Origin of the sequence: Actinosynnema sp. NPDC049800 (assembly GCF_040656635.1) — a bacterium.
Lineage (GTDB): Bacteria > Actinomycetota > Actinomycetes > Mycobacteriales > Pseudonocardiaceae > Actinosynnema.
In genome coordinates, this window is the sequence record NZ_JBFAMT010000066.1 from 1 (window position 1) to 26,229 (window position 26,229).

The following is a 26,229-nucleotide window of genomic DNA, read 5'->3' on the forward strand; positions in this document are numbered from 1 at the left end:
CCGACGACGTGGAAGCTGAGCAGGTCACCGGGCCCGGCGTTGACCACCCAGAACCGGACCCGCTCACCGACCCCGGCGGTGAGGGGCGCGTGGTCACGGCGGTGCGCACACTGCATATACCCCCTTTTAACGCTCCTTCCAACACCGCATTCTCGCGGTCCGATACTCCTTGCCGGTGAATTCGTCCGCGTTCGCTCCTACTCCGCGTAGGATCGAAACCGATTCCTCTTCACGAATTCCTCGCGAGGAGTATTCCGATGCCGGACATGACCCTCTACCGGGGTGAGCGCGACAATGTCTGGCCGGCCCCTGCCGTGCGCCTCATCTGGGGCGGCATGACCATTCGCGACCCGTGGCCGGGCGCCCGCCTGCCGAACCAGACGGCCACCGGCGCGTGGTCGGCGCTGTCGCGGGCGATCAGCACCGGCGGCGGCGACCTGGCGGCGTTCTCCCGCACCGTGCGGGCGGCCGGCGTGTCCTACGGCCTGAACTTCACGCGCACGCCCGTGCCCGTCGACCCGGACCGCGAGCACCACTACGTGGTCACCATCCACCACGCCCGCACGTTCCTGCTGCGCTACGGCGGCGTCGGCGGCTGGACGCTCGGCGACGAGGTGCCGTGGGCGTCCGACTCCACCCTGGCCGACCAGGATTACGTGGTGCTCAACGGTCCGAGCGTGAGCCGATCGACGGTGTTGGGTTACGGCCATTTCACCGACACGCCGGAAGTCACCTTGTTCACCGACGTGCCGACCAATTGGGTGACTTCCGTGAACGGCCAGCCGATCGGCGCCCGCGGCGTGCGCGTTTTGACCGATTCGGCGCTTTCCGACGACGAACGGCTCAGGTTGACGAAATTGCGTCGTCCCTAGCGCCGCGCCGGCCGGAGACGACCAACGCGACGAGCACGACGAGCACGACCGCCACCGCGTGGACCGGCGCGGGCGTGAACGTCACCGCGAGCACGAGCACGGCGGCGGCCGGGAACCCCCAGAGCGCCGGTCCGCGTTGCGCGGGGCGGACCTGGAGCGCCCACACGGCGACCAGGAACACCGCCACCGGCACGGTGGTGGTCAGCCCCGCCGCCACCGTCGACAGGTGCGCGAGGTGAAGGTCGTGGTCGACCGAGACCTCGAGTCCCGCGCCGACCGCCGCCACGGAGGCGAACACCAGGTAGTGGCCGTAACCCCACGTGATCGCCCGCGGCAGGGTGTCGAGCAGGTGGTGCGCGGGGTAGTCGAAGTAGAGCCACCACAGCGAGAACACGATCACCAGGCCGGCCGCGGCCAGCGAGATCAGCGCGAAGCTCGCGTGCCCGGCGTCCAGGGCCGCGCCGATCGCGCCGGTCGCGGCCAGGATCGACTCGCCCAGCACGATCAGCGTGAACAGCCCGTACCGCTCCACGACGTGGTGCGGGTGCCACGTCGTCCGGCCGGCGCGCTCCGCCCAGACCGGCACCGCGAGTTCCGCCACCACCATCGCCAGGAAACCGACCAGGAACACGCCGTCGGGCAGGAACAGCCGCGCCACCCAACCGACCTGCACCACCGTGATGCCGATGGCGTACCGCCGGGCGCACCGCTTCCGCTCGGCGTCGGCGCGCGACGCGCGCAGCCACTGCGCCACCATCGCCAACCGCATCAGCACGTACCCGAGCGTGATCACGGTGTAGTCCGAGTGGTCGAACGCCCGGGGCACGCCCGCCGCCAGCACCAGCACGCCCGCGACCTGCACCAGGGTGGTGAGGCGGTACGGCACGTCGTCGGTGTCGTAGGCGGACGCGAACCAGGTGAAGTTCAGCCAGCCCCACCAGATCGCGAAGAACACCAGCAGGTAGCCGAGCACACCGGAGCCGATGTGGTTCTCCGACAGCGCGTGGTGCAGCTTCGCCGCCGCGGACGCGACCGCCACCACGAAGCTCAGGTCGAACAGCAGTTCCAACGGTGTGGCCGCCCGGTGGTCCTCATCGGACCGCCGGGCCGTCATCCGCCGGTACAACGTCGTCATGCCGGCATCATGCCGCGACCACCATCAGCCTGCCGACCCCGAGGTCGAGCGCGACCGCCGTGCCGGGCGGGAAGTCGGCCGCGCGGCCGGACGGCTGGTCGACCCGCACGACCTGGTCGCCGCCGTCGAGCCGCACGGACAGCCTCGTCACCGGCCCGAGGAAGCTCTGCGTGAGCACGCTGCCGGTCAGCGCGCCGTCCGGAGGACCGGAGTGCGGCGCGATGCCGACGTCCTCCGGCCGCACGATCACCTCGACCTCGCCGGTCAGCCCGTCGACCGCGTCGGTGGCCAGCCGGTACGCGCCCAGCCGCACGCCACCGGCCTCGGCGACGCCGCGCAGGGCGTTGGTCACGCCGACGAACCGCGCCACGAACGCCGACGCGGGCTCCCGGTACACGACCGCCGGGGTGTCGAGCTGCTCCAGCCTGCCCTCCGACATCACGCCCACCCGGTCGGAGACGGCCAACGCCTCCTCCTGGTCGTGCGTGACGAACAGGGTGGTCATGCCCAGCTCGGTCTGGATGCGCCGGATCTCGTCACGCAGGTTCACCCGCACCTTGGCGTCCAGCGCGGACAGCGGCTCGTCCAGCAGCAGCACCCTCGGCCGGATCGCCAGCGCACGGGCCAGCGCCACGCGTTGCTGCTGCCCGCCGGACAGCTGGTGCGGGTACCGCTTGCCCAGGTGGGAGAGCCCGACCAGCTCCAGCAGCTCGGCGACCCGCCCGGCCCGGTCCGGCGCCTTGCGCAGCCGCGGGCCGAACGCCACGTTCTGCGTCACGGTCATGTTCGGGAACAGGCTGTAGGCCTGGAACACCATGCCCATGTCCCGCTTGTTCGCGGGCACGCGGGTGATGTCGCGGCCGTCCACCAGGACGGCGCCCGAGTCGGCCTCCTCGAACCCGGCGACGATGCGCAACGCGGTCGTCTTGCCGCAGCCGCTCGGCCCGAGCAGGCTCACCAGCTCGCCCTCGGCGAGTTCCAGGTCGAGCCCGTCGAGCGCGCTCTGGCCGCCGAACGACTTGCGCAGCCCGTCCAGTCGCAGGTACCCCATGATCAGCCTTCCTCGACGGCGGCGCCCCGCCGCCGCCCGCCGACGAACGAGAGCAGGAACAGCAGCGCGAACGCGAACAGCAGGCTCAGCAGCGACACCGCGATCGACACGCCCGCGTCGCGCTTGCCGAGCAGGTTGACCCGCACCTGCAAGGTGTCGAAGTTCAGCAGCGACGCGATGGTGAACTCGCCGAGCACCAACGCCACCGACAGCAGCGACGCGCCGAGCAGCGCGGTGCGGATGTTGGGCACCACGACCCGCAGCAGCACCGTGCCCCAGGACGCGCCGAGGCCGCGCGCCGCTTCCGCCAGCGTCTTCAGGTCGATCGCGGACAGGCCCGCGTCGATCGCCCGGTAGGCGAACGGCAGCACCAGCACCGCGTAGGCGAACGTCAGCGTCAACGGCGAGTCGCCGAGGAAGTAGTTCACCCACGCGTACAGCGGCGCCATGCCCACCACCAGCACGATCGCCGGGATCGCCACGGGCAGCAGGCACAGGAACTCCACCAGCCGCCGCAGCGCGGGCAGCCGCAGCCTGATCCACGCCATCGTCGGCACCAGCAGCACCAGCACGACCAGCGAACTGGCCACCGCGAGCTGCACCGACGCCAGGATCGCCTCGACCAGGTCCGGGTCGTCCACGATCGCCGTCCACGACGCGAGGCTGCGCGTGCCGTTCGCGCCGCGGGTGGAGAACTCCGCCATGGCGACCAGCGGCAGCAGGAAGAACGCGCCGAGCACGGCCAGGATCGAGAACCGCGCGAGTCCGCGCTTGGTCACCGCTGCCATCGCGCGAACCTCCGCTGCACCAGGGCGTACAGGCCCATCGCCACGCCGACCACCACGACCATGCCCAGGCCGAGCGCCTTGCCCAGGTTCTCCCGGCCCAGCAGCACCTCGCCGGCCAGGAAGCCGCGGATCTGCAGCGGCACGATCGGGCTGCCCTGCGACACCAGCGCCGCCGCCGTGGCGTAGGCGGAGAACGCGTTGGCGAACAGCAACAACAACGCGCCGAGGAACGCGGGCAGCAGGATCGGGCCGCCGACGTGCCGCCAGTAGGTCCACGCCGAGCCGCCGAGGCTGTCCACCGCCTCCCGCCACTGCGGGCGCAGGCCGTCCAGCGCGGGCAGGAACACGATGACCATCAGCGGGATCTGGAAGAACGTGTAGACCAGGGTCAGGCCGGGCAGCTCGAACAGCCACGCGCCGCCGGCGAACAGGTCGACGCCGAACGACTCGCGCAGGAACCGCGTGACGAGGCCCTGGAAGCCGATCGTGGCGAGGAACGCGAACGCCAGGGGCACGCCGCCGAACTGGGCGAGCACCCCCGCGCCGGCCACCACCACGCGGCGCAGCGGGCCGTCCGGCCGGCCGACCGCCACGGCCCACGACAGCAGCGCGCCGAACACCGCGCCGAGCAGGGCGGTGATCGCGGACAGCTCCACGCTGCGCAGGAACGCCTGGAGGTACGCGCCGCGGGTCAGGTCGGCGAGGTTGGCCACCGTGAAGCCGCCGTCCGCGTCCTGGAACGCCCCGGCCAGCACCAGCGCGGTCGGGTACACCAGGAACGTGCCGACGTAGGCCAGGAACGGCACCACGACCAGCCACGCCAACCAGCTCCGGCCGGGCCCGGGGCCGGGAGCGGCCCGATCGGCTCCCCCGACCCCGGTCGTGACGGGTGCGACCACCGGTCAGCCCACCGCCTGCGCCCACGTCGAGGCGAGCACCTGCTTGGCCTTGTCCGACTGCTCCTGGGTCGGGAACACCTGCGCGCCGGACGTCTCCGGCAGCTTCGCCGCCGCCTCCGCGTCGATCGTCCCGGCCTTGGCCAGCGCGTCCATCCGCACGGGCCGCGACAGGCCCTTGAGGAAGATGTTCTGGCCCTTGTCGGAGTACAGGAACTCCTGCCACAGGCGCGCGGCGGCCGGGTGCGGCGCATCCTTGTTGATCGCCTGGTTGTAGTAGCCGCCGACCTGCGCGTCCGCCGGGACGACGACCTTCCAGTCCACCTTGCCCGCGAGCTTCGCGGTCTGCGCGGCGTTGGTGTAGTCCCAGTCGATCACGACGGGCGTCTGGCCGGACTCGATGGTCGCGGGCGACGGGTCGACCGGCAGGAAGTTGCCCGCGGCCTTGAGCTGCTTGAAGAACTCGACGCCGGGCGCGATGTCGTCGGCCGAGCCGCCGTTGCCCAGCGCGGCCATCACCACGCCGGAGAACGCGGCGCCGGCCTGCGTCGGGTCGCCGTTGAGCGCGACCTTGCCCTGGTACTCGGGCTTGAGCAGGTCCTTGACCGAGGTCGGCGCGGGCACCTTGGCGGCGTCGTAGCCGATGGACATGAAGCCGCCGTAGTCGCCGTAGTAGAGCCCGGACGGCTCCTTCAGCTCGTCGGCGATGTCCGCCCACGTGCGCACCTGGTAAGGCGCGAACAGGTCCTTGTTGGCCAGCGCCACGTTCAGGCCGAGGTCGAACACGTCCGGGGCGCGGTCGCCGCCCTTGAGCTGCTTGGCCGCGTTGATCTCGTCCTGGCTGGACGCGTCGGGCTGCGCGGAGTCGACCTCGATGCCGTACTCCGCCTCGAACGCCTTGATCATCTCGCCGTAGTTGGCCCAGTCCGGCGGCAGGGCGATGACGTTGAGCCTGCCCTCCTTCTTGGCGGCCTCGACGAGCTTGTCGAACCCGCCGAACTCGGCGGCGGACTTCGCGGTCGCCGCGGGGGTGTCGCTCGCGGCGCCGTCCTTGGGCGGCGGCGTGCCGCAGGCCGCGACCAACGCCAGCGCGGTGACGCCGACGCCTACCGACCGCAGGACTCGGGTGTGGTTCACGGGAACCTTCCTCGGGTGACAAGGGTTTTTTCGCGGACGACCAAAACGTGTGGCCCAGCGGAGGATTCGGGACGTCGCGCGCACTTGTCAAGCGGGGTGAGCTGACTGAGACCGGGTCGACCGGGTGAGCGAATTCCGGGTGGTCCGGGGATGTCCGAAGGGTTAACGGCGACACCGGCCGGATCGGCCCGGATCAGCCGCTGAACTAGCCCGTTCAGCGGAGCGGACAACGTCGACAGTCACCGTGCGGATAGGCCGGTTGGGCCATCCGGATGTTTCGCGCTCGGAAGAGCGTGACGGTCCACCCCTATTTTTGCCTAATTGTCTACTCACATTTCCGGGTTCGGTAACGCGTTCCGAGCGGCCCTCGACACCCGGTTGTCACGTGACGGAAATGCCCGAACAACTGCCGAACCCGAAGAAGGGCAGATCCATGCTCCCCCCACGAAGATCCCTGGTGCTGGCCGCCGTCGGCGCGCTGCTCCTCCCCCTCGTCGGCACGCCGTCGGCGTCCGCGGCCCCCGTCCCCGGTGAAGACGTGCTCTACACGTTGGACGCGGACTTCGACCAGGGCGTGCTCCAGGACGTCAACCACGACGCCCCGAACAACAACCAGCTCCAGCTCAACCGCCAGAGCGTGTTCTTCCCCTACGTCAACGTCGCCGCCTCGGCGCGCGGCACGATGGTCCGCATCGACGTCAACACCGGCGAGATCGTCGGCGAGTGGCTGTCCGCACCCGACGGCCAGGGGCGCAACCCGTCCCGCACCACCGTCGACAAGCTCGGCAACACCTGGCTGTCCAACCGCAACGAGGCGGGCGGCGGTCGCGGGTCGGTCACCCGCGTCGGCGTCATCCGGGGCGGCACGCGGACGAACGCCGACGGCACGGCCAACCCCGCCGGCGACTACCTGAAGGGGCCGTTCGGCTACAACACCTGCGTCGACCGCGACCTCGACGGCCTGTACGCCACGTCGCGCGGCCTCGGCGACATCCGGCCGTGGACCAACGCCGGCGGCGCGGACGCCAACGGCGGCGTCACCACGGCCGCCGACGAGTGCCTGATCACCTACAGCCGGGTCGCGGGCACGAACACCCGCACGGTGGCCGTCGACGCCGACAACAACCTGTGGACCGGCGGCTCGAACACCCAGCACCAGAAGATCTCCGGGCTGGACGGCTCGCCGCTGACCGCGCCGGTCAGCTTCGGCTGCGGCGGCTACGGCGGCCTGGTCGACAAGGCGGGCACGCTGTGGTCCGCCCGGTACGGCGCCAACCTGCTGCGGTACGAGCCGGGCACCGGCACGGGGGCCTGCCTGGACACCTCGCACGGCGACTACGGCCTGGGCATGGACCCGGTGACCGGCGAGATCTGGCACACCCAGGTCAACTCCGGCAACACCGTCAAGATGGACCCCGCGGGCAACGTGCTCGGCACCTTCCCGCACGGCCACCCGCGCGCGCAGGGCGTCGCGGTCGACCTGGACGGCAACGTCTGGGTCGCCCACGCGCTCGACAACGGCACCAACACGGTCGGGCACCTGCGCACCGACGGCACGTTCGTCGGCAACGTGGTCCTGCCCGGCGGCAACGGGCCCACCGGTGTCGCGGTCGACACCAACGGCAAGGTGTGGGTCACCAACATCAACTCGAACAACGCCCAGCGCATCGACCCGGACGCCGGTCCGGCGGGTGGCGGCGGGTTCACCATCGGCGCGGTCGACCTGACCGTCGACCTCGGCGCGGGCGCCGGTCCGTACAACTACAGCGACATGACCGGGTCGGTGCTCGGCGAGATCACCGCGCCGGTGGGCACGTGGTCGGTGGTGCAGGACGGCGGCGTCGCGGGGCAGACCTGGGGCACGGTCACCTGGAACACCGAGGCGCAGGGCAGCGTGCCGGCTGGCACCTCGATCACGGTCGAGGCGCGCACGTCCGACACCGAGGCCGGACTGGCCGGCGAGACGTTCACCCCCGTGACCAACGGGGTGGAGTTCGCCGAGGTGGGCCGGTACATCGAGGTGCGGGCGACGTTGACCGCGAGCCCGTCCGGCGACACGCCGGTGCTGTCGGACCTGCGGATCAAGACCTCCGAGCGGACCGGCGTGTTCTCCTGCCAGGCGACCGCGCTGAACCTGGCCGGGATCATCGTGGCGCGGGCCAACCCGCCGGACGTGCCGTGCGTGGACGACTACGAGAACGTGGCCGGCGTCAACCTGTCCGCCGGCATCCTCACCGTGCGGGCGAACGCGTTGACCGCGAGCACCGAGCAGACACCGGACGACCTGCTCGCCCTGCCACCGGCTCCCGGTGACGGCGCGGTGTCCAACGCGCGGGTCGACTACACGCGGATCAGCAGCCTGCTGGTGACCATCGAGGTGGGCGTCATCCAGGCGACCGCTTCGGTGACGTGCGACGCGAACCTCAACCCGGTGTTCGCCGGCTCGTCGCAGATCGCGAGCCTGCGGATCAACGGGGTCCAGGTCGCCGTGGGCAGCGCGCCGCTGACGATCCCGCTGGTCATCGGCTCGTTGCAGCTCAACAGCACCACGACCACGTCGACCAGCGTGGTGCAGCGGGCGTTCGCACTGGACACCCTGCTGACCGACGTGGTGCTCGGTGAGGCGAAGGCCAACGTGGAGGCGTTGCCGGGCGAGCCCGGCGGCAGCCCCTGCCGGGTCTGAGCCACCACCCTACTAGTAGCCGTACTATATGTAGTGCGGCTACTAGTAGGGGTTGATCATGGGTCGGAAGTTGCTGGTCTGGGCGCACGTCGTGTCGTCCACGGGCTGGATGATGATGGCGCTGGCGTTGTTCGTGGTGGTGAACCACGCGTTGGCCGTGCCCGACCGGCGGCCGGCGTTCGAGGTGGCGCTGCTGCTCGACGTTCAGGTGCTGCAGTTCATGGCCACCACGTCGGCGTTCAGCGGGCTGATGCTGTCCGGCCTCACGGCGTGGGGCTACTTCCGGCACTGGTGGGTGCTCCTCAAGTTCGCCATCACGCTCAGCCAGCTGTACGCGGGGATCTACGTGCTCAGCCCGAACCTGCACCCGGACGGCTCGGAACCGCTCCTCCGCGTCGGCTCGCTGCTCATGGCGTCGGCCCTGGCGGTGCAGGTGTGGCTGTCGGTGGCCAAGCCGTTCAAGCGGACGCCGTGGGCGGCGCCCCGGAAGCCGAAGACCGCGCCGCCGTGGGGGTTCGCGCTGTGCCTCGCCGTGCCCGCGGCCGACTACGCCCTCGGCCAGAGCCTGCTCGGCGTGCCCCTCCCGGCGCTCTCGCTGCTGGTCGCGGTCGGCTACCCGATCGTCCGCGCCGTGCGGCTGAGAACGCACTCGCGGGAAGCCGCGCATTCCTCATGATGGGAATGCGCGGGCCCGACCCGGCCTTATCGTCGGGCCATGGTTGATGTCGATCGCCGCCGCTGGCCGGCGTACGCCTTGGCGGTCCTGTTCCTCGGCTACGCGGCCGGCAAGGCCGTGTTCGCCGCGCAGTCCCGGCTCGGGTTCCCGGGCGGCCCCCCGGTGTCGGCCGCCGAGACCGAGGCCTACTTCCTCGACCCGGCCGTGGCCCAGTGGTTCGCGACCGCGTCGGGCGTGGTGGGCGCGGCCATCGCGCTCGCCACCGTCACGCCGTGGGCGCTGCGCAAGGTGCCGAGGACGGTGATGCTGGTGGTGCTGGCGGGCATGGCGCTGGCCGTCGTCGGCGGCGCGGGGATCATGGTGCTGGACGGGTTCCTCGGCCTCGGTGTGGGCTGGCGTTGGTACCACGGCGTGCTGGGGCTCGTGGTCGGCGGGTTGTGCGTGGAGATGGTGCGGTCCTACGTGACGGCGGCGAAGCGTGTCGCGGCCTGACCGGGCGAGGCTTGCCGGGTACGGCGCGGCGCTGTGCGCGGCCGCCTACGGCTCGATGAAGCTCGCGCAGGCGTTGGGGGCCAACGCGTTGGCGGACAAGGACCCGCTGCCGCCGCACCTGCGCGAACGCCTGCTGGCCCGCGATCCCTTCTTCGTGACGAGCCACTGGGTGCTGGCCGGGGCGGCGGCGGTCGGCGTCGTGGTCGCGCTGGCCACCGTCCGGGGCACGGTCCTGCCGCGCCTGCTGCGGGTGATCGCCTGGGCGTTGGGCATCTTCATGATCGCCCGGTCGATCGGCTTCGTCGGCTTCGGCTTCGTCGGTGACGCGCTCGTGCTGACCGGCGTCACCCCGCCACCGGCCGAGCACGCCGAACCGGCCCTCGTGCTGGCCCGCTGGGACCTGCTGCTGTGGTCGCCCTTCTTCCTGCTCTGGGGTCTGTGCTGGGCAACCGCCGCCCGGCGGCTCGGTCGGCTGCCCAGCACCCCGTGACGCTCAGAGCCGGGGGTCGACCGGCTCGGACTCCAGCGCGAGCACGGCGAACACGCACTCGTGCACGCGCCACAGCGGCTCGCCGCGGACGACGCGCTCCAACGCCTCCAGGCCGAGCGCGTACTCGCGGATCGCCAGCGACCTCTTCGCGCCGAGGCCGCGCTTGCGCAGGCGTTCCAGGTTCTCCGGCTCGGTGTAGTCCGGGCCGTAGATGATCCGCAGGTACTCGCGCCCGCGCACCTTCACGCCCGGCTGCACCAGCCCGCGGTCACCCCGCACGAGGTTCGCCAGCGGCTTGACCACCATGCCCTCGCCACCGGCCGCGGTCAGGTCCTCCCACCAGCGGATCCCGGCGGCGACCTGCGCGTCGTCCGCGGTGTCGACCACCAGGTTCCGGGTGGGGGTGAACACCTCGCCCGCCAGCCGGCCGAGCACGTCCAGGTGCCACCGGTGGTCGCGGTCGTGGAACGTCCGGCCGCGCGCGGCGAGCAGCTGGAACGGCGCGATCGTGACGCCGGCCAGGCCGTCGGTCGGCCGCACGTACCGCAGGTAGGCGTCGCGGTAGCCGGTGGCGTTCGCCAGCCTGCTCTCCGTGCGCGCCAGCAGTCCGCCGACGTCGACGCCCCGCGCGGCGGTCCGCGCGAGCACGTCCACCGCCACGCCGAGCGCGCCCGTGGCCGCCGCGCCGACCGAGGCGTACTGCTCCTTGATCAGCCCGGCCGCCTTGGCGTTCCACGGCAGCAGCTCGGCGTCGAGCAGCAGCCAGTCGGTGTCGAACTCGTCCCACAGCCCGGCCCTCGTCACCTCCTCGCGCACGCGCGCCAGCAGCTCGTCGCCCAACGGCGGGTCGAAGAACGCGCGGCCGGTCCGCGTGTGGATCACGCCGCCGTCCTTGCGCACCAGGACCACCGCGCGCGACCCCATGTGCTTCTCCTCGCAGATCACCTCGCGCACGCCCGCGCTCCGGTACTCCGCGAAGGCGTCCTCCGGGTGCTCCAGCACGTCCGGCCGCTGCGAGGTGGCCGTCGGCGCCATCGTCGGCGGCAGGTACAGCAGCGAGTGCGGGTCGATCGCGAAGCGGCTCATCACCTCCAACGCCGACGCGGCCTGCTCCGGGCGCACCCCGATCCGGCCGCGGTGGGCCGTCTCGACGAACCGGCGGCCGGTGACGTCGGACAGGGCGAGCACGTCCGGCTCCCGTTCCTCCTCCGGCGCGACGAGCGGTCGCACCGGCTCGTACCAGACCTCGTGCGCGTCGACCGCCACGACCTCGCGCTCGGGGTAGCGCAACGCGGTCAACCTGCCGCCGAACACCACGCCCGTGTCCAGGCACATGGTGTTGTTGACCCACTCGACCTCCGGCGTCGGCGTGTGCCCGTAGAGCACGGTCGCCCTGCCCCGGTACTCCGTCGCCCACGGGTAGCGCACCGGCAGGCCGTACTCGTCGGTCTCACCGGTCGTGTCGCCGTAGAGCGCGAAGCCGCGCACCCGCGCCGACGCGCGACCGTGGAACTTCTCCGGCAGGCCGGCGTGCGCGATCACCAGGTCGCCGCCGTCGAGCACGTAGTGCGCGATCAGGCCGTCGCAGAACCGCACGGCGCGCTCCCGGAACTCCTCCGGCTCGGCCGCGAGCTGCGCCAGCGACTCCGCGAGGCCGTGCTTGACCTGCACGTTGCGCCCGCGCAGGGCACGCACCAGCTTCTGCTCGTGGTTGCCGCACACGGCGAACGCGTGCCCGGCCTCGACCATGCCCATCACCAGGCGCAGCACACCGGGCGTGTCCGGGCCCCGGTCGACCAGGTCGCCGACGAACGCCGCACGCCGTCCCGCCGGTGGGACGGCGTCCACCGGACGTCCCTCCTCGTCGCGCACCAGCGCGTAGCCGAGCTTGACCAGCAGGTCCTCCAGCTCCGCGCGGCAGCCGTGCACGTCGCCGATCACGTCGAACGGCCCGGTCTCGTGCCGCAGGTCGTTCAGCAGCCGTTCCGGCACGATCACCGCTTCGTCCACTTCGGACTGGGCGCGCAGCACGTGCACCCGCTTGAAGCCCTCCTTGCCGAGGTGCTTCAACGACTTGCGCAGCGCGGCGCGGTGCCGGCGCACCACGTGCGGGCCGAAGTCGCGGTCCGGGCGGGAGGCGTTGCGGGCCAGGCAGACCTCCTCCGGGGTGTCGAGCACGATCGCGACCGGCAGCACGTTGTGCTCGCGGGCCAGCTCGACCAGCCGCGCCCGGTCGGACCGCTGCACGTTCGTCGCGTCCACGACGGTCGTGCGGCCGCCGTCCAGGCGCTTGCCCGCCACGAAGTGCAGCGTCTCGAACGCGGCGGCGGACGCGGACTGGTCGTTCTCGTCGTCCGCGACCAGGCCGCGGAAGTAGTCGCTGGACAGGACCTGCGTCGGCCGGAAGTGCCTGCGCGCGAACGTGGACTTGCCCGAGCCGGAAGCGCCGATCAGCACCACGAGGCAGAGGTCCGGGATCTTGAGCTCCATCAGTCCTCCTCGGTGCTGTGCTCGACGAGGGTGAAGGCGGCCAGCTGGGTCGGCGCGCCGCGCTCGGCGTCCACCGGTCCGATCGGCAGGTGGGCGACGGTGTAGCCGCGGCGGCGCGCGACGCCGTCCGCCCAGTCCTCGAACTCGGCCCTGGTCCACTCGAAGCGGTGGTCGGAGTGCCGGTGCCTGCCTTCCGGCAGGGTCTCGAACAACGCGTTGTACTCGACGTTCGGCGTGGTGACCAGGACCGTGCGCGGCCGTGCGACGACGAACACCGAGTGCTCCAGCGCGGGCAGGCGGTCCGGGTCGAGGTGTTCCACCACTTCCATCAGCACGGCGGCGTCGTAGCCCTTCAAGTCCGGGTCGGCGTAGGTCAGCGACGACTGGCGCAACGTGAGCCGGGCCCGTTGGCGGTCCGACATCTTCTCCAGGTTCAGCTTGCGCGCGGCCGTGGCGAGGGCGTTCGCGGACACGTCCACGCCCTGGATGCGGGTGAAGTCCGGGTTCTCCAGCAGGGCGCGCAGCAACGCGCCGCCGCCGCAGCCGAGGTCGAGGACGGAACGCGCGCCGACCTGCTTGAGCTGGTCGAGGATCGCCTCGCGGCGCTGCACCGCCAACGACACCTTCGGCTCGACGAGCGCGTTGTCCAGCTCCTCCGGCTCGACCTCCTCCACGTCGGCCAGGCGCGACAGCGCGGACCGCACCAGCGGACGGCGGCGCATCAGGTACCGGGTGGTGATCAGCTCGCGGTCCGGGTGCGCGCCGAGCCACCCCTCCCCCGCACGGAGCAGCTTGTCCACCTCGTCCTCGGCGACCCAGTAGTGCTTGTCGCCGTCGAGCACGGGCAGCAGGACGTAGAGGTGCTTGAGGGCTTCGGAGAGCGTGAGCGTGCCGGTGAGGGTGACGTCGGCGTACCGCGAGTCGTCGTCGCCGTCGCCGAGCGGGAGGGGTGCGATGTGCGCCGTCCAGCCCAACGGCGTGAAGAGCCGTTCGACCAGGCGGTGCGGCAGGACGGGCACGCGCACGGTGAGCGGGATCGGGGTGGCGGCCACCTCCGCGCGGCTCTGGCTGCGGCCGTTCATCGCGGTGCGGAACACCGAGCCGAGCGCGACGGTCAGCAGCGAGCCGGCCACGTACGGCCGGTCGTTGACGTACTGGGTGAGCGTGCTGCCGGGACCGCGCACCAGCGCGACGGGGTCGACCTCCAGCAGGAGCGCGACCGTGCACTCCTCCTCGTCCGCGCGCGGGTAGAACACGTGCGCGGTGCCCGAGGAAGTGGTGAACGACTGCGCCCGGTCGGGATGTTTGTGCAGCAGGTGGCTGAGGTCGGTGGCCGGTCGGTGGGTCGTGGTCAAGGTGAGCAGCACGTCGTCCAGTGTGGACGAGGCGAACCGCTCCCCGCCCCCGAATTACGAGGGACCTTCACTGTGAAAGCGACGTCGGGCCATCGGTGCTAGCTTCGGTGGAGGCCGCCGCCCTGTCCCGAAAGGCAGAAGCGTGAAACGTCTGGTTCCCCTGATCATCGGCGGACTGCTCGCGGCGACGGTGACGCCGACCGCGGCCGCGGACAGCCCCCGAGGCTCCGGAGTCGCGGTGACGGTGGCCCGATTCGCCACCCCGGACACCGCGACCAAGGCCTACACCTACGACCCGGCGCTGATCGCGCCCGGCGCGGCCGTGATGGTCGTGGCCACCCCGCTGCGGCGCTCCACGAAGACCCTGCTCAGCGTCTACGGCCTGGTCCCGAACCGGACCTACGGCGCGCACGCGCACCAGCGGCCGTGCGGCGCGGCGCCCACCGACGCCGGCGCCCACCACCAGCACGTGGTGGACCCGAACCAGCCGTCGGTGGACCCCGCCTACGCCAACCCGGAGAACGAGATCTGGCTCGACTTCACCACCGACGACCGCGGCCGCGCGGTGGTCGGCGCGGTCGTGCCGTGGCAGTTCGCCGACCGCCGGGCGGGCTCGGTCGTGATCCACGCGCAGCGCACCGCCACCGAACCGGGCAAGGCGGGCACCGCCGGCGCCCGCCTCGGCTGCGCCACGGTGAAGTTCTGAGCTGACGGGGGCCGGCCCGGTGGGAGCCGGGGGTCGGCCCTTGTTGCCGGATCGGCAACAAGGTTTGCCGATCCGCTCACCTCGCACGCATGGTGGTCGTGGAGGTGGTCGCGATGACCTTTCAGCTGAGTGACAGCTATGACGTGGTGGTGGTGGGCGGCGGGGCCGCCGGGCTGAACGGCGCCCTGATGCTGGCGCGGTCGCGGCGGTCGGTGGTCGTGATCGACGCCGGGTCGCCGCGCAACGCGCCGGCCGACGGCGTGCACGGGTTGCTGGCCAGGGACGGGGTGCCGCCGGCCGAGCTGGTCGAACGCGGTCGGGCCGAGGTGCGGGGCTACGGCGGTCACGTGGTGACCGGCGAGGTCGAGGCGGTGACGCGTGAGGGCGACCGTTTCCTGGTGGCGTTGGCCGACGGCCGCGCGGTCCGGGCCCGCCGGCTGCTGGTGACCACGGGCCTGGTGGACGAGCTGCCGGACGTGGCCGGGCTGCGCGAGCGCTGGGGCCGCGACGTGGTGCACTGCGCGTACTGCCACGGCTGGGAGGTCCGCGACCAGGCGATCGGCGTGCTGGCGACCGGGCCGATGGCGGTGCACCAGGCGTTGATGTTCCGGCAGCTGAGCGCCGACGTCACGCTCTTCTCCCACACGCAGCCGCCGACCGCCGAGCAGGCCGAGCAGTTGGCCGCACGCGGTGTCGACGTCGTGGCGGGCAAGGTGGCGGCGCTGGAGATCGCGGGTGACCGCATCGCCGGCGTGCGGCTGGCCGACGGTCGCGCGGTCGGCCGTGAGGTGATCGTCGTCGCGTCGCGGATGGTGGCACGCGCGGGTTTCCTGGCGGCACTGGGACTGTGGACCGTCGAGCACCCGTCCGGGATGGGCGAGCACGTCCCCGCCGACGCGATGGGCCGCACCGACGTGCCCGGGGTGTGGGTCGCGGGCAACGTCACGGACCTGTCCGCGCAGGTCGGCGCCTCGGCCGCGGCGGGCGCCACCGCCGGCGCCCAGATCAACGCCGACCTGATCGCGGAGGAGACCCGCCTGGCCGTGGACGCCTACCGGAACCCGTTCTCCGGCGAGGCCGAGGCCCGGGTCGCCGAACTCGTCGCCGGCGACCGCCGCCACGGCGTGTGAGGCCGGAAATGCCGGTGCCCGCGCCGCCCACGACTCGCGTGGACCGGCGCGGGCACCGGTGAGGCCTCGGAGCGGTCAGTCGTTGCCCGCTTCCAGAGCGGCGTGGTCGAGCAGCTCGTCGTCGGTCACCTTGCCCCGCGAGGCGATGGCCTCGGCGCCGCCCTCGGGCATCGCGCCGATCAGCTCGGTCTGCGCCACCGGCGCCGCGCTGATCAGCGTCGACTGGCTGCCGACCATGCCGAGCCCGGCGTACTGCTCCAGCTTGGCGCGCGAGTCGGCGATGTCGAGGTTGCGCATGGTCAGCTGGCCGATGCGGTCGACCGGCCCGAACGCCGAGTCCTCGGTCCGCTCCATGGACAGCTTGTCCGGGTGGTAGCTGAACGCGGGACCGGAGGTGTCCAGGATCGAGTAGTCGTCACCGCGGCGCAGGCGCAGCGTCACCTCGCCGGTGACCGCCATGCCGACCCACCGCTGCAACGCCTCGCGCACCATCAGCGCCTGCGGGTCGAGCCAGCGGCCCTCGTACAGCAGCCGGCCCAGCTTGCGGCCCTCGTTGTGGTAGGAGGCGAGGGTGTCCTCGTTGTGGATCGCGTTGACCAGGCGCTCGTAGACCGCGTGCAGCAGCGCCATGCCCGGCGCCTCGTAGATGCCGCGGCTCTTGGCCTCGATGACCCGGTTCTCGATCTGGTCGGACATGCCCATGCCGTGCCGGCCGCCGATGGCGTTGGCCTCCAGCACCAGGTCGACGGCGGAGGAGAACTCCTTGCCGTTGATCGTGACCGGCCTGCCCTGGTCGAAGCCCACCGTGACGTCCTCGGTGGCGATCTCGACCTCGGGGTCCCAGAACCGCACGCCCATGATCGGGTCGACGATCTCGATGCCCGCGTCGAGGTGTTCGAGCGCCTTGGCCTCGTGCGTCGCGCCCCAGATGTTCGCGTCGGTCGAGTACGCCTTCTCCGTGCTCGACCGGTACGGCAGGCCGCGCGCCTGGAGCCACTCGGACATCTCCGTGCGGCCGCCGAGCTCGCTGACGAACGCGGCGTCCAGCCACGGCTTGTAGATCCGCAGGGAGGGGTTGGCGAGCAGGCCGTAGCGGTAGAACCGCTCGATGTCGTTGCCCTTGTAGGTGGAGCCGTCGCCCCAGATCTGGACGTCGTCGTCGAGCATGGCGCGCACCAGCATGGTGCCCGTCACGGCCCGCCCGAGCGGCGTGGTGTTGAAGTAGGCGCGGCCGCCGGACCTGATGTGGAACGCGCCGCAGGCCAGCGCCGCGAGCCCTTCCTCGACCAGGGCCGCCCGGCAGTCGACCAGCCGGGCGATCTCGGCGCCGTACACCGCGGCGCGGCTCGGCACCGACGCGATGTCGGGCTCGTCGTACTGACCGATGTCCGCGGTGTACGTGCACGGCACCGCGCCCTTCTCACGCATCCAGGCGACCGCCACGGACGTATCGAGACCACCGGAGAACGCGATGCCGACGTGTTCGCCGGCGGGGAGGTAAGTGAGCACCTTGGACACGACTAGAAGTATGCACGACGCTGCATGACCATGCATAGCCGGGGGTTGGAATGGCGCTGACCTGCGGTGATGAGGGGTCGACGGCGTGGAACGCCGCCGACCCCGTGAGACGACCTACCGCACGATGCCGTACCGGACGGTGCCCTGCCCGGCGACGGCGTCCAGGGGTCGGAAGCCCGCCTTCTCGAGGACGCGGACCGAGGCGGGGTTCGACAGCTCCACCTCGGCGTGGACCGCGCGGACACCGGGCGCGGTGAACGCGAGATCGGTCAGCGCGCGCGTGGCCTCGGCGGCGTACCCACGCCCCCGCCGGGACGCCACGACGCCGTACCCGATCTCCACGACGCCGTCGCTCGGGGGCCAGAACAGCCCGATCGACCCGACCACCAGACCGCTGTCGCGCTCGACCAGCAGCCGGTGGCCGAACCGGCCCAGCCACTCGGGGTGCTCGCCGAGCAGCCCGGCGATGACCCGGTCGCCGTCCGCGGGGAAGTCGTCGGCCCAGTGCGGCAGCCGGACACCGCCCACGACGGCGTCGGCCTCGCGCGCGGTCCAGGACCGCAGCAGCAGCCGTTCGGTGGTCGGATCAGGTACGGGAAGGGAAGGAGAAGACACTCGGAACTCCTGGTCATCGGGATGACCCGGCCCGCGCGTCAGCCGCGTGCGGACCGGATGAGGGCGTGCTGAAGACGGCCGCGGACAGCCATATTCATCAACCTCCCCCGTTCCGGTGACCAAGCGATCTCCATCGCCGTCGCGACGCTAGCAACGGCCCGGTCCCGCGACAACCCGATTCAGGACTGCCACTGCACATCACCTTGCAGTTGCCTTGCAGTTGTCTTGGAGTTCCTCGCGCCGCCGATCGCCGGCCGATCGTTCGGCACAACGGAGCAACAACTCGACATTGCCCTGCACAATCCGGTCCGCGTACAGCACACTGGCAATACCGGACCGTCGTGCCAGCGAAAGGTGAACGCTGGTGGAATTCAAGATCCTGGGCAAGACCCGATTACGCGTGGCGGACCAGAACGTGGACCTCGGGTCCGCGAAGCAACGCGCGGTCCTGGCGCTGCTGCTCTACCACGTCGGCCAGCCCGTCGGCATCGGCACGATCGCGCAGGCGGTGTGGCCGGACGAGGATCCGGCCGGCCTGCGGGGCAGGCTCCAACCGCTGATCAGCCGCCTGCGCAAGGTGCTGGGCCAGGTCGGCCTCGACCCGTCGATCGAGCGCGAGGGCGACGCCTACGTGCTCGCCGTCGACCGGGAAATCGTCGACTACCACCGGTTCCGCACAATGGCGGAAATGGGTCGGGCGGCGACGGCGGCGGGTGAGCACGCGCGCGCGAAAGCGGTGCTGCGCGAAGCGTTGTCGCGGTGGCAGGGCCGCCCGTTGCAGGACGTCGAAAGCATGTGGGCGGACCACCTGCGTTACCAGATGGACGCGTTCGACCGGCTCACCGCCCACTACGCCCTCGTGGAAAGCCTGAACGCGCTCGGCGAGCACGTCGAGGCGATGGGCGAAGCGGGCAGGCTGGCGCAGGAGCACGAACTCGATGAAGTGCTCGCGAGGCTGTACATGCGTTCGCTGGAAGGGCAGGGCAAGTACGCCGCGGCGCTGGAGTACCACGAGCGGTTCTGCGAACGGCTCTTCGAGGCAACGGGCGCCGAACAGGGCCCGGAGCTGCGCGCGGTGTACCAGAGCATCGTCGCCAAGCAGGTGGGCACCGCGACCACGTCCACCAAGCCGCACGTCCCACCCCGCCAGCTGCCGAGGAGGGCCAGGACCTTCGTCGGCCGGGAAGACCTGCTCGCCGCGTTGGACGCGTTGCTCGACGGACCGGACGGCGGGCGCGGGCAGGTCGTCGCGCTGCACGGGATGCCGGGCGTCGGCAAGACCGGGTTGGCGATCCACTGGGGACGGACGAGAGCCGACCGGTTCCCGGACGGCCAGCTCTTCCTCGACCTGCGCGGTTTCGGCCGCGGCACCGCGATGACCGCCGAGGACGCGGCCGGCGTGCTGCTGACGTCGCTCGGCGTGACGCACATCCCCAGGACGGGAGCCGAACGCGCCGCCGCGCTGCACCGCGCGCTCGGCGACCGCAAGGTGCTGCTCGTGCTCGACGACGCTCGGCACAGCCCTCAGGTCCGGCCGCTGCTGGGCGCCGCGACGAACTGCTTCACCATCGTGACCAGCAGGATCCGCCCTTGGGGGTTGGACCTGCACGACGACGTCCACCTCCTCGCCGTGCCGCCGCTCTCGTTCGACGAGTCGATCGAGCTGCTGCGCCGCGAGATCGGCGCGGTCCGGGCCGACGCGGAATCCGCCGCCCTGCACGCGCTGGCCTCGCGGCTCGACGGCCACCCGATGGCCGTCAAGATCATCGCCCAGCACGTGGCGAACCGGCCGCAGGTGCCGATCAGCCTCCTCGTCGAGGAGTACGCGACGCAGGAAGGGCTGGGGATACTGGGTTCCCTGGACGACAGCGACGACGACAGCGCGAGCCTGTCGTTCGCCTTCGGGGTGTCCTACCGGGACCTGCCGACCGAGACCGCGCGGGTCTTCCGGCTGCTGGGCCTGCACCCGACGGCCGGGTTCTCGTCGGCGGCGGCGAGCGCCCTGACCGAGCGCCCGGAGCGCGAAGTCCTCGTCCACCTGCGCACGCTCACCAAGGCCAACCTCCTCCAGTACGCCACCCACGGGCGCTTCCGCGTGCACGACCTGCTGCACGACTACGCCCTGGACCGGGTCCGCACCGAGGAGTCGGCCCACCAGCGGCAAGCCGCGCTCAGCGGGCTGCTGACCTGGCAGCTCGCCGGCGCGATCGGCTTGGAGCGCGCCCTGAACCCCCACGACGACCCCGTGCCGCTGCTGCCGGGCATGCCCCTCGACGCCGTGCCCCGCTTCGTCGACGAGAACGACGCCCTGGCCTGGTTCGAGACCGAGCGGGCCAACCTCGTCGCCGCCGTGCCGCACGCGTTCCGCCACGGCTTCGCCGGGCACGCCTGGCGGATCGCGGCGAACATCGACCGCGCCCTGGACCGCACCGGCGCGTACCGCGACCTGGCCGCCGTCCAACGGGTGGCGGCGGACGCGGCGCGCTCGACCGGGGACGTGGAGGGCCGGTGCGGCAGCCTGCTGAACCTGGGCACGGCCCACTTCCGGCTCGGCGAGTACGACGAGGCGGTCGAGCACCTGCAGGAGGCGCTCGCCATCGCACGGCGCATGGAGAACGTCGAGTTCACCGAGATCGCGATGCACAACCTGGCCAGCGCGCACCGGGAACGCGGCGACGTCCGGACCGCGCTGTCGCTGTACGAATCAGTCCTGGAACTGCACCGCGCGACCGGCAACCGCAGCCTCGAAGCCTCCACCCTGGACCAGATGGCGGCGGCCTACCAGCGGCTGGACCGGGTCGACGAGGCCGTGGAGCTGTACCGCGAGGCGTTGGACCTGCGCCGGACCATCAACCACCGCCACGGCGAGGGCACGACCCTGACCGCGCTGGGGAAGCTGCACCACCAGCGCGGCGAGCTCGACGACGCCCTCCGGTGCCTGGAAGCCGCGCTCGAGATCAACCTCTCCACCGGCGAGCGGGCGCGCACGGTCGAGGCGCTGGTGGCGCTCGCCCGCGTCCACTACGACCGGAAGTCCTACGAGAAGGCCATCGACTTCGGCCGCCGCGGGCTGGACGTCTCGGCCGACCTGGACGTCGCCCACGAGAAGGCCCAGGCGCTCTTCCTGCTCGGGCACGCGCACGCCGTCGCCGGCGACCAGGCCGAGGCCGAGCGGCGGTGGCGGGAGGCCGCGCCATTGCTCGCCGAATCCGGCCTCACCGAGAAAATGCACACCGCGCTCGGCGAACCGGAATTCCTGCGCGGCAGGGCGGCCGCCATCCCGGACCCACGCGACCACCAATCGCCGCGCAACCCGAAAAAGCCCACCGGGAACGACGGGCACAACGACGTACAACCTACGCCAATCACCTCGCGAGACGAAGTCACACGATCGAGTGAAGACGAAATGGACTCGCGTTAACTCGGAGTAAGACCACCCTGACGCGTGACCACGAGGTGCTTTCGGGACCCCCGGTACATTGCTATGGGAAGGTCATGATTAGATCCCGTCCGTGACGATCAAGAACCTCCGCCAGGCCCTGCTCTACCTGGCGCAACACGTCATCACCAGTCCCTGGCCCGCGTTGGCGACCGTGACGGTGCTGTCCATCGCTCTGGGTTGGCCGAACGTCATTTACGGCTTCGAGGGCATCCCCGCGGGCGCCCAGCCCGCCTAGTACGGACGCCGCCGTGCCGCGGCTCCGACCGCCTGGGAAAGGCTTGAGCCATGTCGAAGTTACGCACCAATTCGGAAAGAGCCACCACGACCCTGTGACGGACGTGGGGCAGGCGGACTTCCCGCCTGCCCCGCCGGTCAATCGCCCTTCACGTTGACGATCTGCCGCAGCGTGTGCCGCACTTCGACCAGGTCCTGCGCGTCGCGCATCACGACGTCGATGTCCTTGTACGCCGCCGGGATCTCGTCGATGAACGCGTCGGTGTCGCGGTACTCGATGCCGACCATCGCCTTGCGCAGGTCGTCGCGGCCGAACGCCCGGCGCGCGGCCGAGCGGGAGTACTCGCGGCCGGCGCCGTGGGGCGAGGAGTTCAGGGCGACCGGGTTGCCCTTGCCGACCACGACGTAGGACGCGGTGCCCATCGAGCCAGGGATGAGGCCCGCCCGACCCTTCTCGGCGTTGATGGCGCCCTTGCGGGACAGCCACACCTTCTTGCCGAAGTGGGTCTCCTGCTCCGTGTAATTATGGTGGCAGTTTCCGGTGAGGATGTTGTCGGCCAAGGCGAACGAGTGCGTATCGTCGACGACCGCGCAGTACACATCGGTCACTTCTACGGTCGGTCGCACGGAGATGACATTCCAGCCGCGGCGCTCGGCCGCGTGCCGTCCCGCCACGAACCGGGCCCGATGCTCCGCGATCAGGAAGAAGTCCGGATCGAGGTCACCGCGCATCAGGCCGACGAGGTGCAGCGCGGTCGGCTCCGTGCCGTAGCCGGTACGCAGCCGCGACCGGATGCCGAACGTGCCGATTCCGACTGCCTGACAGGCCAGGCGCACGTACTCCAAGTGCTCTCGGGACGCGGAGGCGAGGGTCGGGCGGCCGGTCTTTCCGACATCGCCGTCCGCCGCGAAGTAACCGGCGAGCCACCCGTACAGCACGTCCGGGGGTGCGTCGAGCGAAGGCTGCTCCGTCTTCCACTCGACCGGCAGCCCGTTGATCCGCTTCATTGCACCGTAGGTGCGCGGCGGGCGTCCGAGCCCGTCGAACAGCGGGAGCAGCGCGACGTCCTTCACGCCGCAGAAGTTCGCGCAGGCCCGGTTCCCCGCCCTGTGCCCGTCGCCGTAGACGAAACCACGGGCCGCCGCCTCACGGTCCACCCCGAGTCCGTCCGGCCGACGCGGGAACGTGAACTGGAGTCGTTCTCCGGGCTTCAGTTCCGCAGTCGTCGCCTCGTACTCGTGTCCACGGCGCGATCGCAGGAGCCAGCGGTGGTCAGCGGTCGCCCGAATCGTCTTGGTCACTCCCGAGCGGCTGAGCAGCACCTCGTGGACCTGTTGCCGTCCGAACCACCGGACAGGGGCCTTGACCCATTCACCGTCGGCGGTGAGCAATTCGTGCACACCACCCGTCAAAGCCTCGATCGGACGTGTACCCGTCCTGGTGATGACCTGCGTCTCGCCGGCGAAGCAGTTCACGACTTCCTGCCGCTGCACCTCACTGCCCGTCCACTCGGCCACGCGGTCGACCACCCGGTCCATCATCTCCTCGCGGTTGGACCACGCGAAGTCCTGGGCCCAGCGCATCTCCCGGATGTAGTGCCAGAACTCGTCCTCGCCCTCGACCAGGTACGCCAGGTCCGGGTCGGGCAGGTCGATCCACCGGCGCTCGCACTGCTGGTGCGCGACCCGGATGTGCTTCTGGGCGATCTTGTTGCCCACGCCGCGCGACCCGGAGTGCAGGAACAGCCACACCCGCCCGGTCTCGTCCAGCGTGACCTCGATGAAGTGGTTGCCGCTGCCGAGGGTGCCGAGCTGCAGCTCCCAGTTGCCCGCGTAGGAACCGGGGTCGAAGCCGGCCGCCTCCGCACGGCCCGCGAGCACGTCGACGCGCTCACGCGCCGTGTCCGTCAGCCGGGTGTTGTACTTCCCGGCCGACAGCGGCACGGCGTCCTCGATCGCCTCGCGCAGCGGCGCGAGCGGGCGCGCGCGGAAGTCGTCCTCGGTGAACTGGGTGCGCACGGCGATCATGCCGCAGCCGATGTCGACGCCGACGGCGGCCGGGATGATCGCGCCCAGGGTCGGGATGACGCTGCCGACGGTGGCGCCCTTCCCGAGGTGCGCGTCGGGCATGAGCGCCAGGTGCGGGAAGATGAACGGCATCCGCGCGGCCTTCTCGGCCTGCTCGCGCGTGCCCGGGTCCAGGATGGACGCCCAGTTCACCAGTCGCTTGCTGATCTGCTCCACGGTTCTCCTCTGCTCGACGCAGAAGTTAGGCCTGATCGAGCGGTTCCGCGACCGAATTCACGCTGGTCCGGGGTCGTCGACGCCGTGGTTGTCGGTGGTCGCCGGTAACTTGTGAGCCGTGAACGCTCGGGAACGCATCCAGGAACTCGCCGACCAGGTCGTCGTGCTGCGCGACGCCTACTACCGTGGTTCGCCGCTGGTGGCGGACGCGGAGTACGACGCGATCGAGGACGAGCTGCGCGGCCTCGTCGAGGCGAACCCGGAGCTGGCACCCGACCCGAACCCGCTGGAGCAGGTGGGCGCGCCCGCCGTGCTGCACGCGCCGGTCCGGCACTCCCGGCCGATGCTGTCGCTGGAGAAGGCGACCAAGCCCGAGCAGGTCGCGGCGTTCTTCGACCGCTTCCCGGGCCAGCCGGTGGTGGTCATGCCGAAGCTGGACGGGCTGTCGCTGGCGGTGGTCTACGAGAACGGGCGGCTGACCCGGGCGATCACCCGCGGTGACGGCACGACGGGCGACGACGTGACGCCGCTGGCGCGCGCCCTGGTCGACGGCGTGCCGGAGCGGGTCGAGGCGCCCGGCCGGGTCGAGGTGCGCGGCGAGGCGGTGATGCTGCGGTCCACGTTCGCCGCCTACAACACCGCGCACCCGGACAAGCCGCTGATCAACCCGCGCAACGCGGCCGCGGGCACCCTGCGGGCGAAGGACGCGGCCACGGTCGCCGAGCGCCGGTTGCAGTTCTTCGCCTTCGACCTGGACACCTCCGAGGGCGGCGCCGCGGCCGACCTGGAGCACGGGCTGCGCGCGCTCGGGTTCGACGTCGCCGACATGCGGCACTGCGACGACGCGGAGGCGGCGCAGGCGGTGATCTCCGAGATCGAGACGCGGCGCAACGACCTGGACTACGACCTGGACGGCGCGGTGCTGCGGCTGGCGAACCGGGACGCCTTCGCCGCCGCGGGCACCCGGTCGAGCTCGCCGCGCGGGGCGTTGGCGTTCAAGTTCGCCGCCGAGGAGAAGACCACGGTGCTGCTCGACGTGGTCTGGGACGTCGGCAAGACCGGCAAGATCGCCCCGGTGGCCCACCTGGAGCCGGTGTTCGTGGGCGGCACGACGGTCACCCGCGCGACGCTGGCCAACCAGGAGGTCATCCGGGCGCGCGGCATCAGGATCGGCGACACCGTGCTGATCCGCAGAGCGGGCGACGTGATCCCGTTCGTCGCGGGCGTGCTGGACGAGTCCAAGCGCACGGGCGCGGAGCGGGAGATCGTGCCGCCGTCGCAGTGCCCGTCGTGCGGGCAGCCGTTGACCGAGCAGGGCAACAGCCGCGAGTTGTTCTGCACCAACGTCGCCTGCCCCGCGCAGACGGTGCGCAGGTTGATCCACTGGGCGTCGCGGGCGGCGGCGGACATCGAGGCCGTGGGCCCGGTGTGGATCGAGCGGCTCGCCGAGGCCGGGCTGCTGGAGAACCCGTCGGACCTCTACACGCTGACCAAGGAGCAGTTGCTGGAGTTCGACCGCATCGGCGAGACCTCCGCGACCCGCATGATCGACTCGATCGCCGCCAGCCGGGCCGTGGGCCTGCGCCGGGCGTTGATCGGGCTCGCCATCCCGATGGCCTCGGAAGGCACCGCCACCCGCCTGTGCCGGGCCGGGTTCGGCTCGCTGGAGGAGGTCGCCGACGCGGGCGAGGAACGCCTGGTGGCCGTCGAGGACATCGGGCCGAAGGTGGCCGCGTCGCTGACCGAGCACCTCGCCCGGCTGCGGCCCGAGCTGGCGCGGCTGCGGGAGCACGGCGTGTCCTTGGACGTGCGCGAGGAGGACCTGCCGCCCGTCGTGGCGTCCGACGCGCCGTTGGCGGGCAAGACGGTGGTGATCACCGGGGCGATCAGCGACCCGCGCTCCGGCGAGAAGGTGCCCCGCCCCACCTTCCAGAGGCTCTGCGAGAAGGCAGGCGCCACCACCGCGACCTCGGTCTCGGCCAGCACCGACTACCTGATCACCGGGGCGGACGTCGGCGCGAGCAAGACCGCGAAGGCGGAGAAGCTCGGCGTCGAGGTCGTCGACCAAGGTGTGATCTGGCAGCAGCTCATCGCCGCCGGCGTCGCCTGAGCCGGGCGGGGAGGCCGGTCCGCACCTGCCGGTCTTCGCCGCGTTCGTCGACCTCCGTGAGGTTCTCCGCGTCACGTTCCGCGCACCCACCGAGCCGTGATGCGCCCTGAGCCGGGTCGCTGCCCCGTCACGCACAGGCACCTCGGTCGTCCTCGAACCGACCAC

The 26,229-nt window shown here is 71.5% G+C and carries 20 protein-coding genes; 10 read left to right on the plus strand and 10 right to left on the minus strand.

Annotation, left to right across the window (positions count from 1 at the left end; all coding sequences use genetic code 11):
- Positions 1–257: 257 nt before the first annotated feature.
- Positions 258–872 carry a hypothetical protein gene (locus tag AB0I91_RS39260; protein ID WP_499641404.1) on the plus strand — a complete coding sequence of 205 codons (615 nt, stop codon included), beginning with the start codon at positions 258–260 and terminating at the stop codon, positions 870–872.
- On the opposite strand, the gene AB0I91_RS39265 is transcribed toward AB0I91_RS39260, so the two are convergent.
- From AB0I91_RS39265 to AB0I91_RS39285, 5 genes are read right to left on the minus strand one after another with little or no spacing between them, the layout of a single operon-like run.
- On the minus strand, positions 844–2,007 hold the full coding sequence (locus AB0I91_RS39265; protein ID WP_499641406.1) for a low temperature requirement protein A: 1,164 nt from the start codon (positions 2,005–2,007) through the stop codon (positions 844–846). The genes AB0I91_RS39260 and AB0I91_RS39265 overlap by 29 nt on opposite strands.
- Before the next feature lie 7 nt (positions 2,008–2,014).
- Entirely contained in the window at positions 2,015–3,058 is a 1,044-nt protein-coding gene (locus AB0I91_RS39270; RefSeq protein WP_499609698.1) for an ABC transporter ATP-binding protein, read from the minus strand.
- Positions 3,059–3,060: 2 nt separating this feature from the next.
- Entirely contained in the window at positions 3,061–3,846 is a 786-nt protein-coding gene (locus tag AB0I91_RS39275) for an ABC transporter permease (RefSeq protein WP_499641408.1), read from the minus strand.
- The gene (locus AB0I91_RS39280; RefSeq protein WP_499641410.1) at positions 3,834–4,745 is read right to left on the minus strand and encodes an ABC transporter permease; all 912 of its coding nucleotides are present in this window, start codon (positions 4,743–4,745) and stop codon (positions 3,834–3,836) included. The genes AB0I91_RS39275 and AB0I91_RS39280 overlap by 13 nt, the downstream gene beginning before the upstream one ends.
- Positions 4,746–4,748: 3 nt before the next feature.
- Positions 4,749–5,879 (minus strand): ABC transporter substrate-binding protein, encoded by a 1,131-nt coding sequence (locus tag AB0I91_RS39285; RefSeq protein WP_498778886.1) that lies wholly within the window; start codon positions 5,877–5,879, stop codon positions 4,749–4,751.
- 394 nt (positions 5,880–6,273) lie between these two features.
- On the opposite strand from AB0I91_RS39285, the gene AB0I91_RS39290 reads away from it, so the two are divergent.
- The 4 genes from AB0I91_RS39290 to AB0I91_RS39305 are packed head-to-tail and all read left to right on the plus strand — an operon-like array spanning position 6,274 to position 10,220.
- Positions 6,274–8,562 carry a hypothetical protein gene (locus AB0I91_RS39290; protein ID WP_499641412.1) on the plus strand — a complete coding sequence of 763 codons (2,289 nt, stop codon included), beginning with the start codon at positions 6,274–6,276 and terminating at the stop codon, positions 8,560–8,562.
- 58 nt (positions 8,563–8,620) lie between these two features.
- Positions 8,621–9,238, plus strand: a complete 618-nt coding sequence (locus tag AB0I91_RS39295; RefSeq protein ID WP_499609683.1) for a hypothetical protein — start codon at positions 8,621–8,623, stop codon at positions 9,236–9,238.
- Positions 9,239–9,277: 39 nt separating this feature from the next.
- Positions 9,278–9,730, plus strand: coding sequence for a hypothetical protein (locus AB0I91_RS39300; protein ID WP_499641414.1), 453 nt, complete (start codon positions 9,278–9,280; stop codon positions 9,728–9,730).
- Entirely contained in the window at positions 9,717–10,220 is a 504-nt protein-coding gene (locus AB0I91_RS39305) for a DUF3995 domain-containing protein (protein ID WP_498778893.1), read from the plus strand. The genes AB0I91_RS39300 and AB0I91_RS39305 overlap by 14 nt, the downstream gene beginning before the upstream one ends.
- Before the next feature lie 3 nt (positions 10,221–10,223).
- On the opposite strand, the gene AB0I91_RS39310 is transcribed toward AB0I91_RS39305, so the two are convergent.
- Positions 10,224–12,710 (minus strand): polynucleotide kinase-phosphatase, encoded by a 2,487-nt coding sequence (locus tag AB0I91_RS39310; RefSeq protein ID WP_499641416.1) that lies wholly within the window; start codon positions 12,708–12,710, stop codon positions 10,224–10,226.
- On the minus strand, positions 12,710–14,077 hold the full coding sequence (locus AB0I91_RS39315) for a 3' terminal RNA ribose 2'-O-methyltransferase Hen1 (RefSeq protein ID WP_499641418.1): 1,368 nt from the start codon (positions 14,075–14,077) through the stop codon (positions 12,710–12,712). The genes AB0I91_RS39310 and AB0I91_RS39315 overlap by 1 nt, the downstream gene beginning before the upstream one ends.
- 130 nt (positions 14,078–14,207) lie before the next feature.
- On the opposite strand from AB0I91_RS39315, the gene AB0I91_RS39320 reads away from it, so the two are divergent.
- The gene (locus tag AB0I91_RS39320; protein WP_498778898.1) at positions 14,208–14,771 is read left to right on the plus strand and encodes a superoxide dismutase; all 564 of its coding nucleotides are present in this window, start codon (positions 14,208–14,210) and stop codon (positions 14,769–14,771) included.
- A gap of 113 nt (positions 14,772–14,884) precedes the next feature.
- On the plus strand, positions 14,885–15,901 hold the full coding sequence (locus tag AB0I91_RS39325) for an NAD(P)/FAD-dependent oxidoreductase (RefSeq protein WP_499641420.1): 1,017 nt from the start codon (positions 14,885–14,887) through the stop codon (positions 15,899–15,901).
- 75 nt (positions 15,902–15,976) lie between these two features.
- Here AB0I91_RS39325 and argG read toward each other — a convergent pair whose 3' ends face one another.
- Both argG and AB0I91_RS39335 read right to left on the minus strand, forming a co-directional pair.
- Positions 15,977–17,419, minus strand: coding sequence for an argininosuccinate synthase (argG, locus tag AB0I91_RS39330; RefSeq protein WP_499641422.1), 1,443 nt, complete (start codon positions 17,417–17,419; stop codon positions 15,977–15,979).
- 114 nt (positions 17,420–17,533) lie between these two features.
- Positions 17,534–18,034 (minus strand): GNAT family N-acetyltransferase, encoded by a 501-nt coding sequence (locus tag AB0I91_RS39335; protein WP_499609664.1) that lies wholly within the window; start codon positions 18,032–18,034, stop codon positions 17,534–17,536.
- 364 nt (positions 18,035–18,398) lie between these two features.
- Between AB0I91_RS39335 and AB0I91_RS39340 the strand changes: the two genes are divergently transcribed.
- The gene (locus tag AB0I91_RS39340) at positions 18,399–21,455 is read left to right on the plus strand and encodes an AfsR/SARP family transcriptional regulator (protein ID WP_499609661.1); all 3,057 of its coding nucleotides are present in this window, start codon (positions 18,399–18,401) and stop codon (positions 21,453–21,455) included.
- Between the two features lie 91 nt (positions 21,456–21,546).
- A complete protein-coding gene (locus AB0I91_RS39345; RefSeq protein ID WP_498778903.1) occupies positions 21,547–21,711 on the plus strand; it encodes a hypothetical protein in 165 nt (54 codons plus the stop codon).
- A 137-nt stretch (positions 21,712–21,848) separates the two neighbouring features.
- Here the strand turns inward: AB0I91_RS39345 and AB0I91_RS39350 are convergent, their stop codons facing one another.
- Positions 21,849–23,954: an RtcB family protein gene (locus AB0I91_RS39350; RefSeq protein WP_499641425.1), complete on the minus strand. Its 2,106-nt coding sequence runs from the start codon at positions 23,952–23,954 to the stop codon at positions 21,849–21,851.
- 118 nt (positions 23,955–24,072) lie between these two features.
- Between AB0I91_RS39350 and ligA the strand changes: the two genes are divergently transcribed.
- Positions 24,073–26,064: an NAD-dependent DNA ligase LigA gene (gene ligA / locus AB0I91_RS39355; protein ID WP_499641427.1), complete on the plus strand. Its 1,992-nt coding sequence runs from the start codon at positions 24,073–24,075 to the stop codon at positions 26,062–26,064.
- Positions 26,065–26,229: the final 165 nt, after the last annotated feature.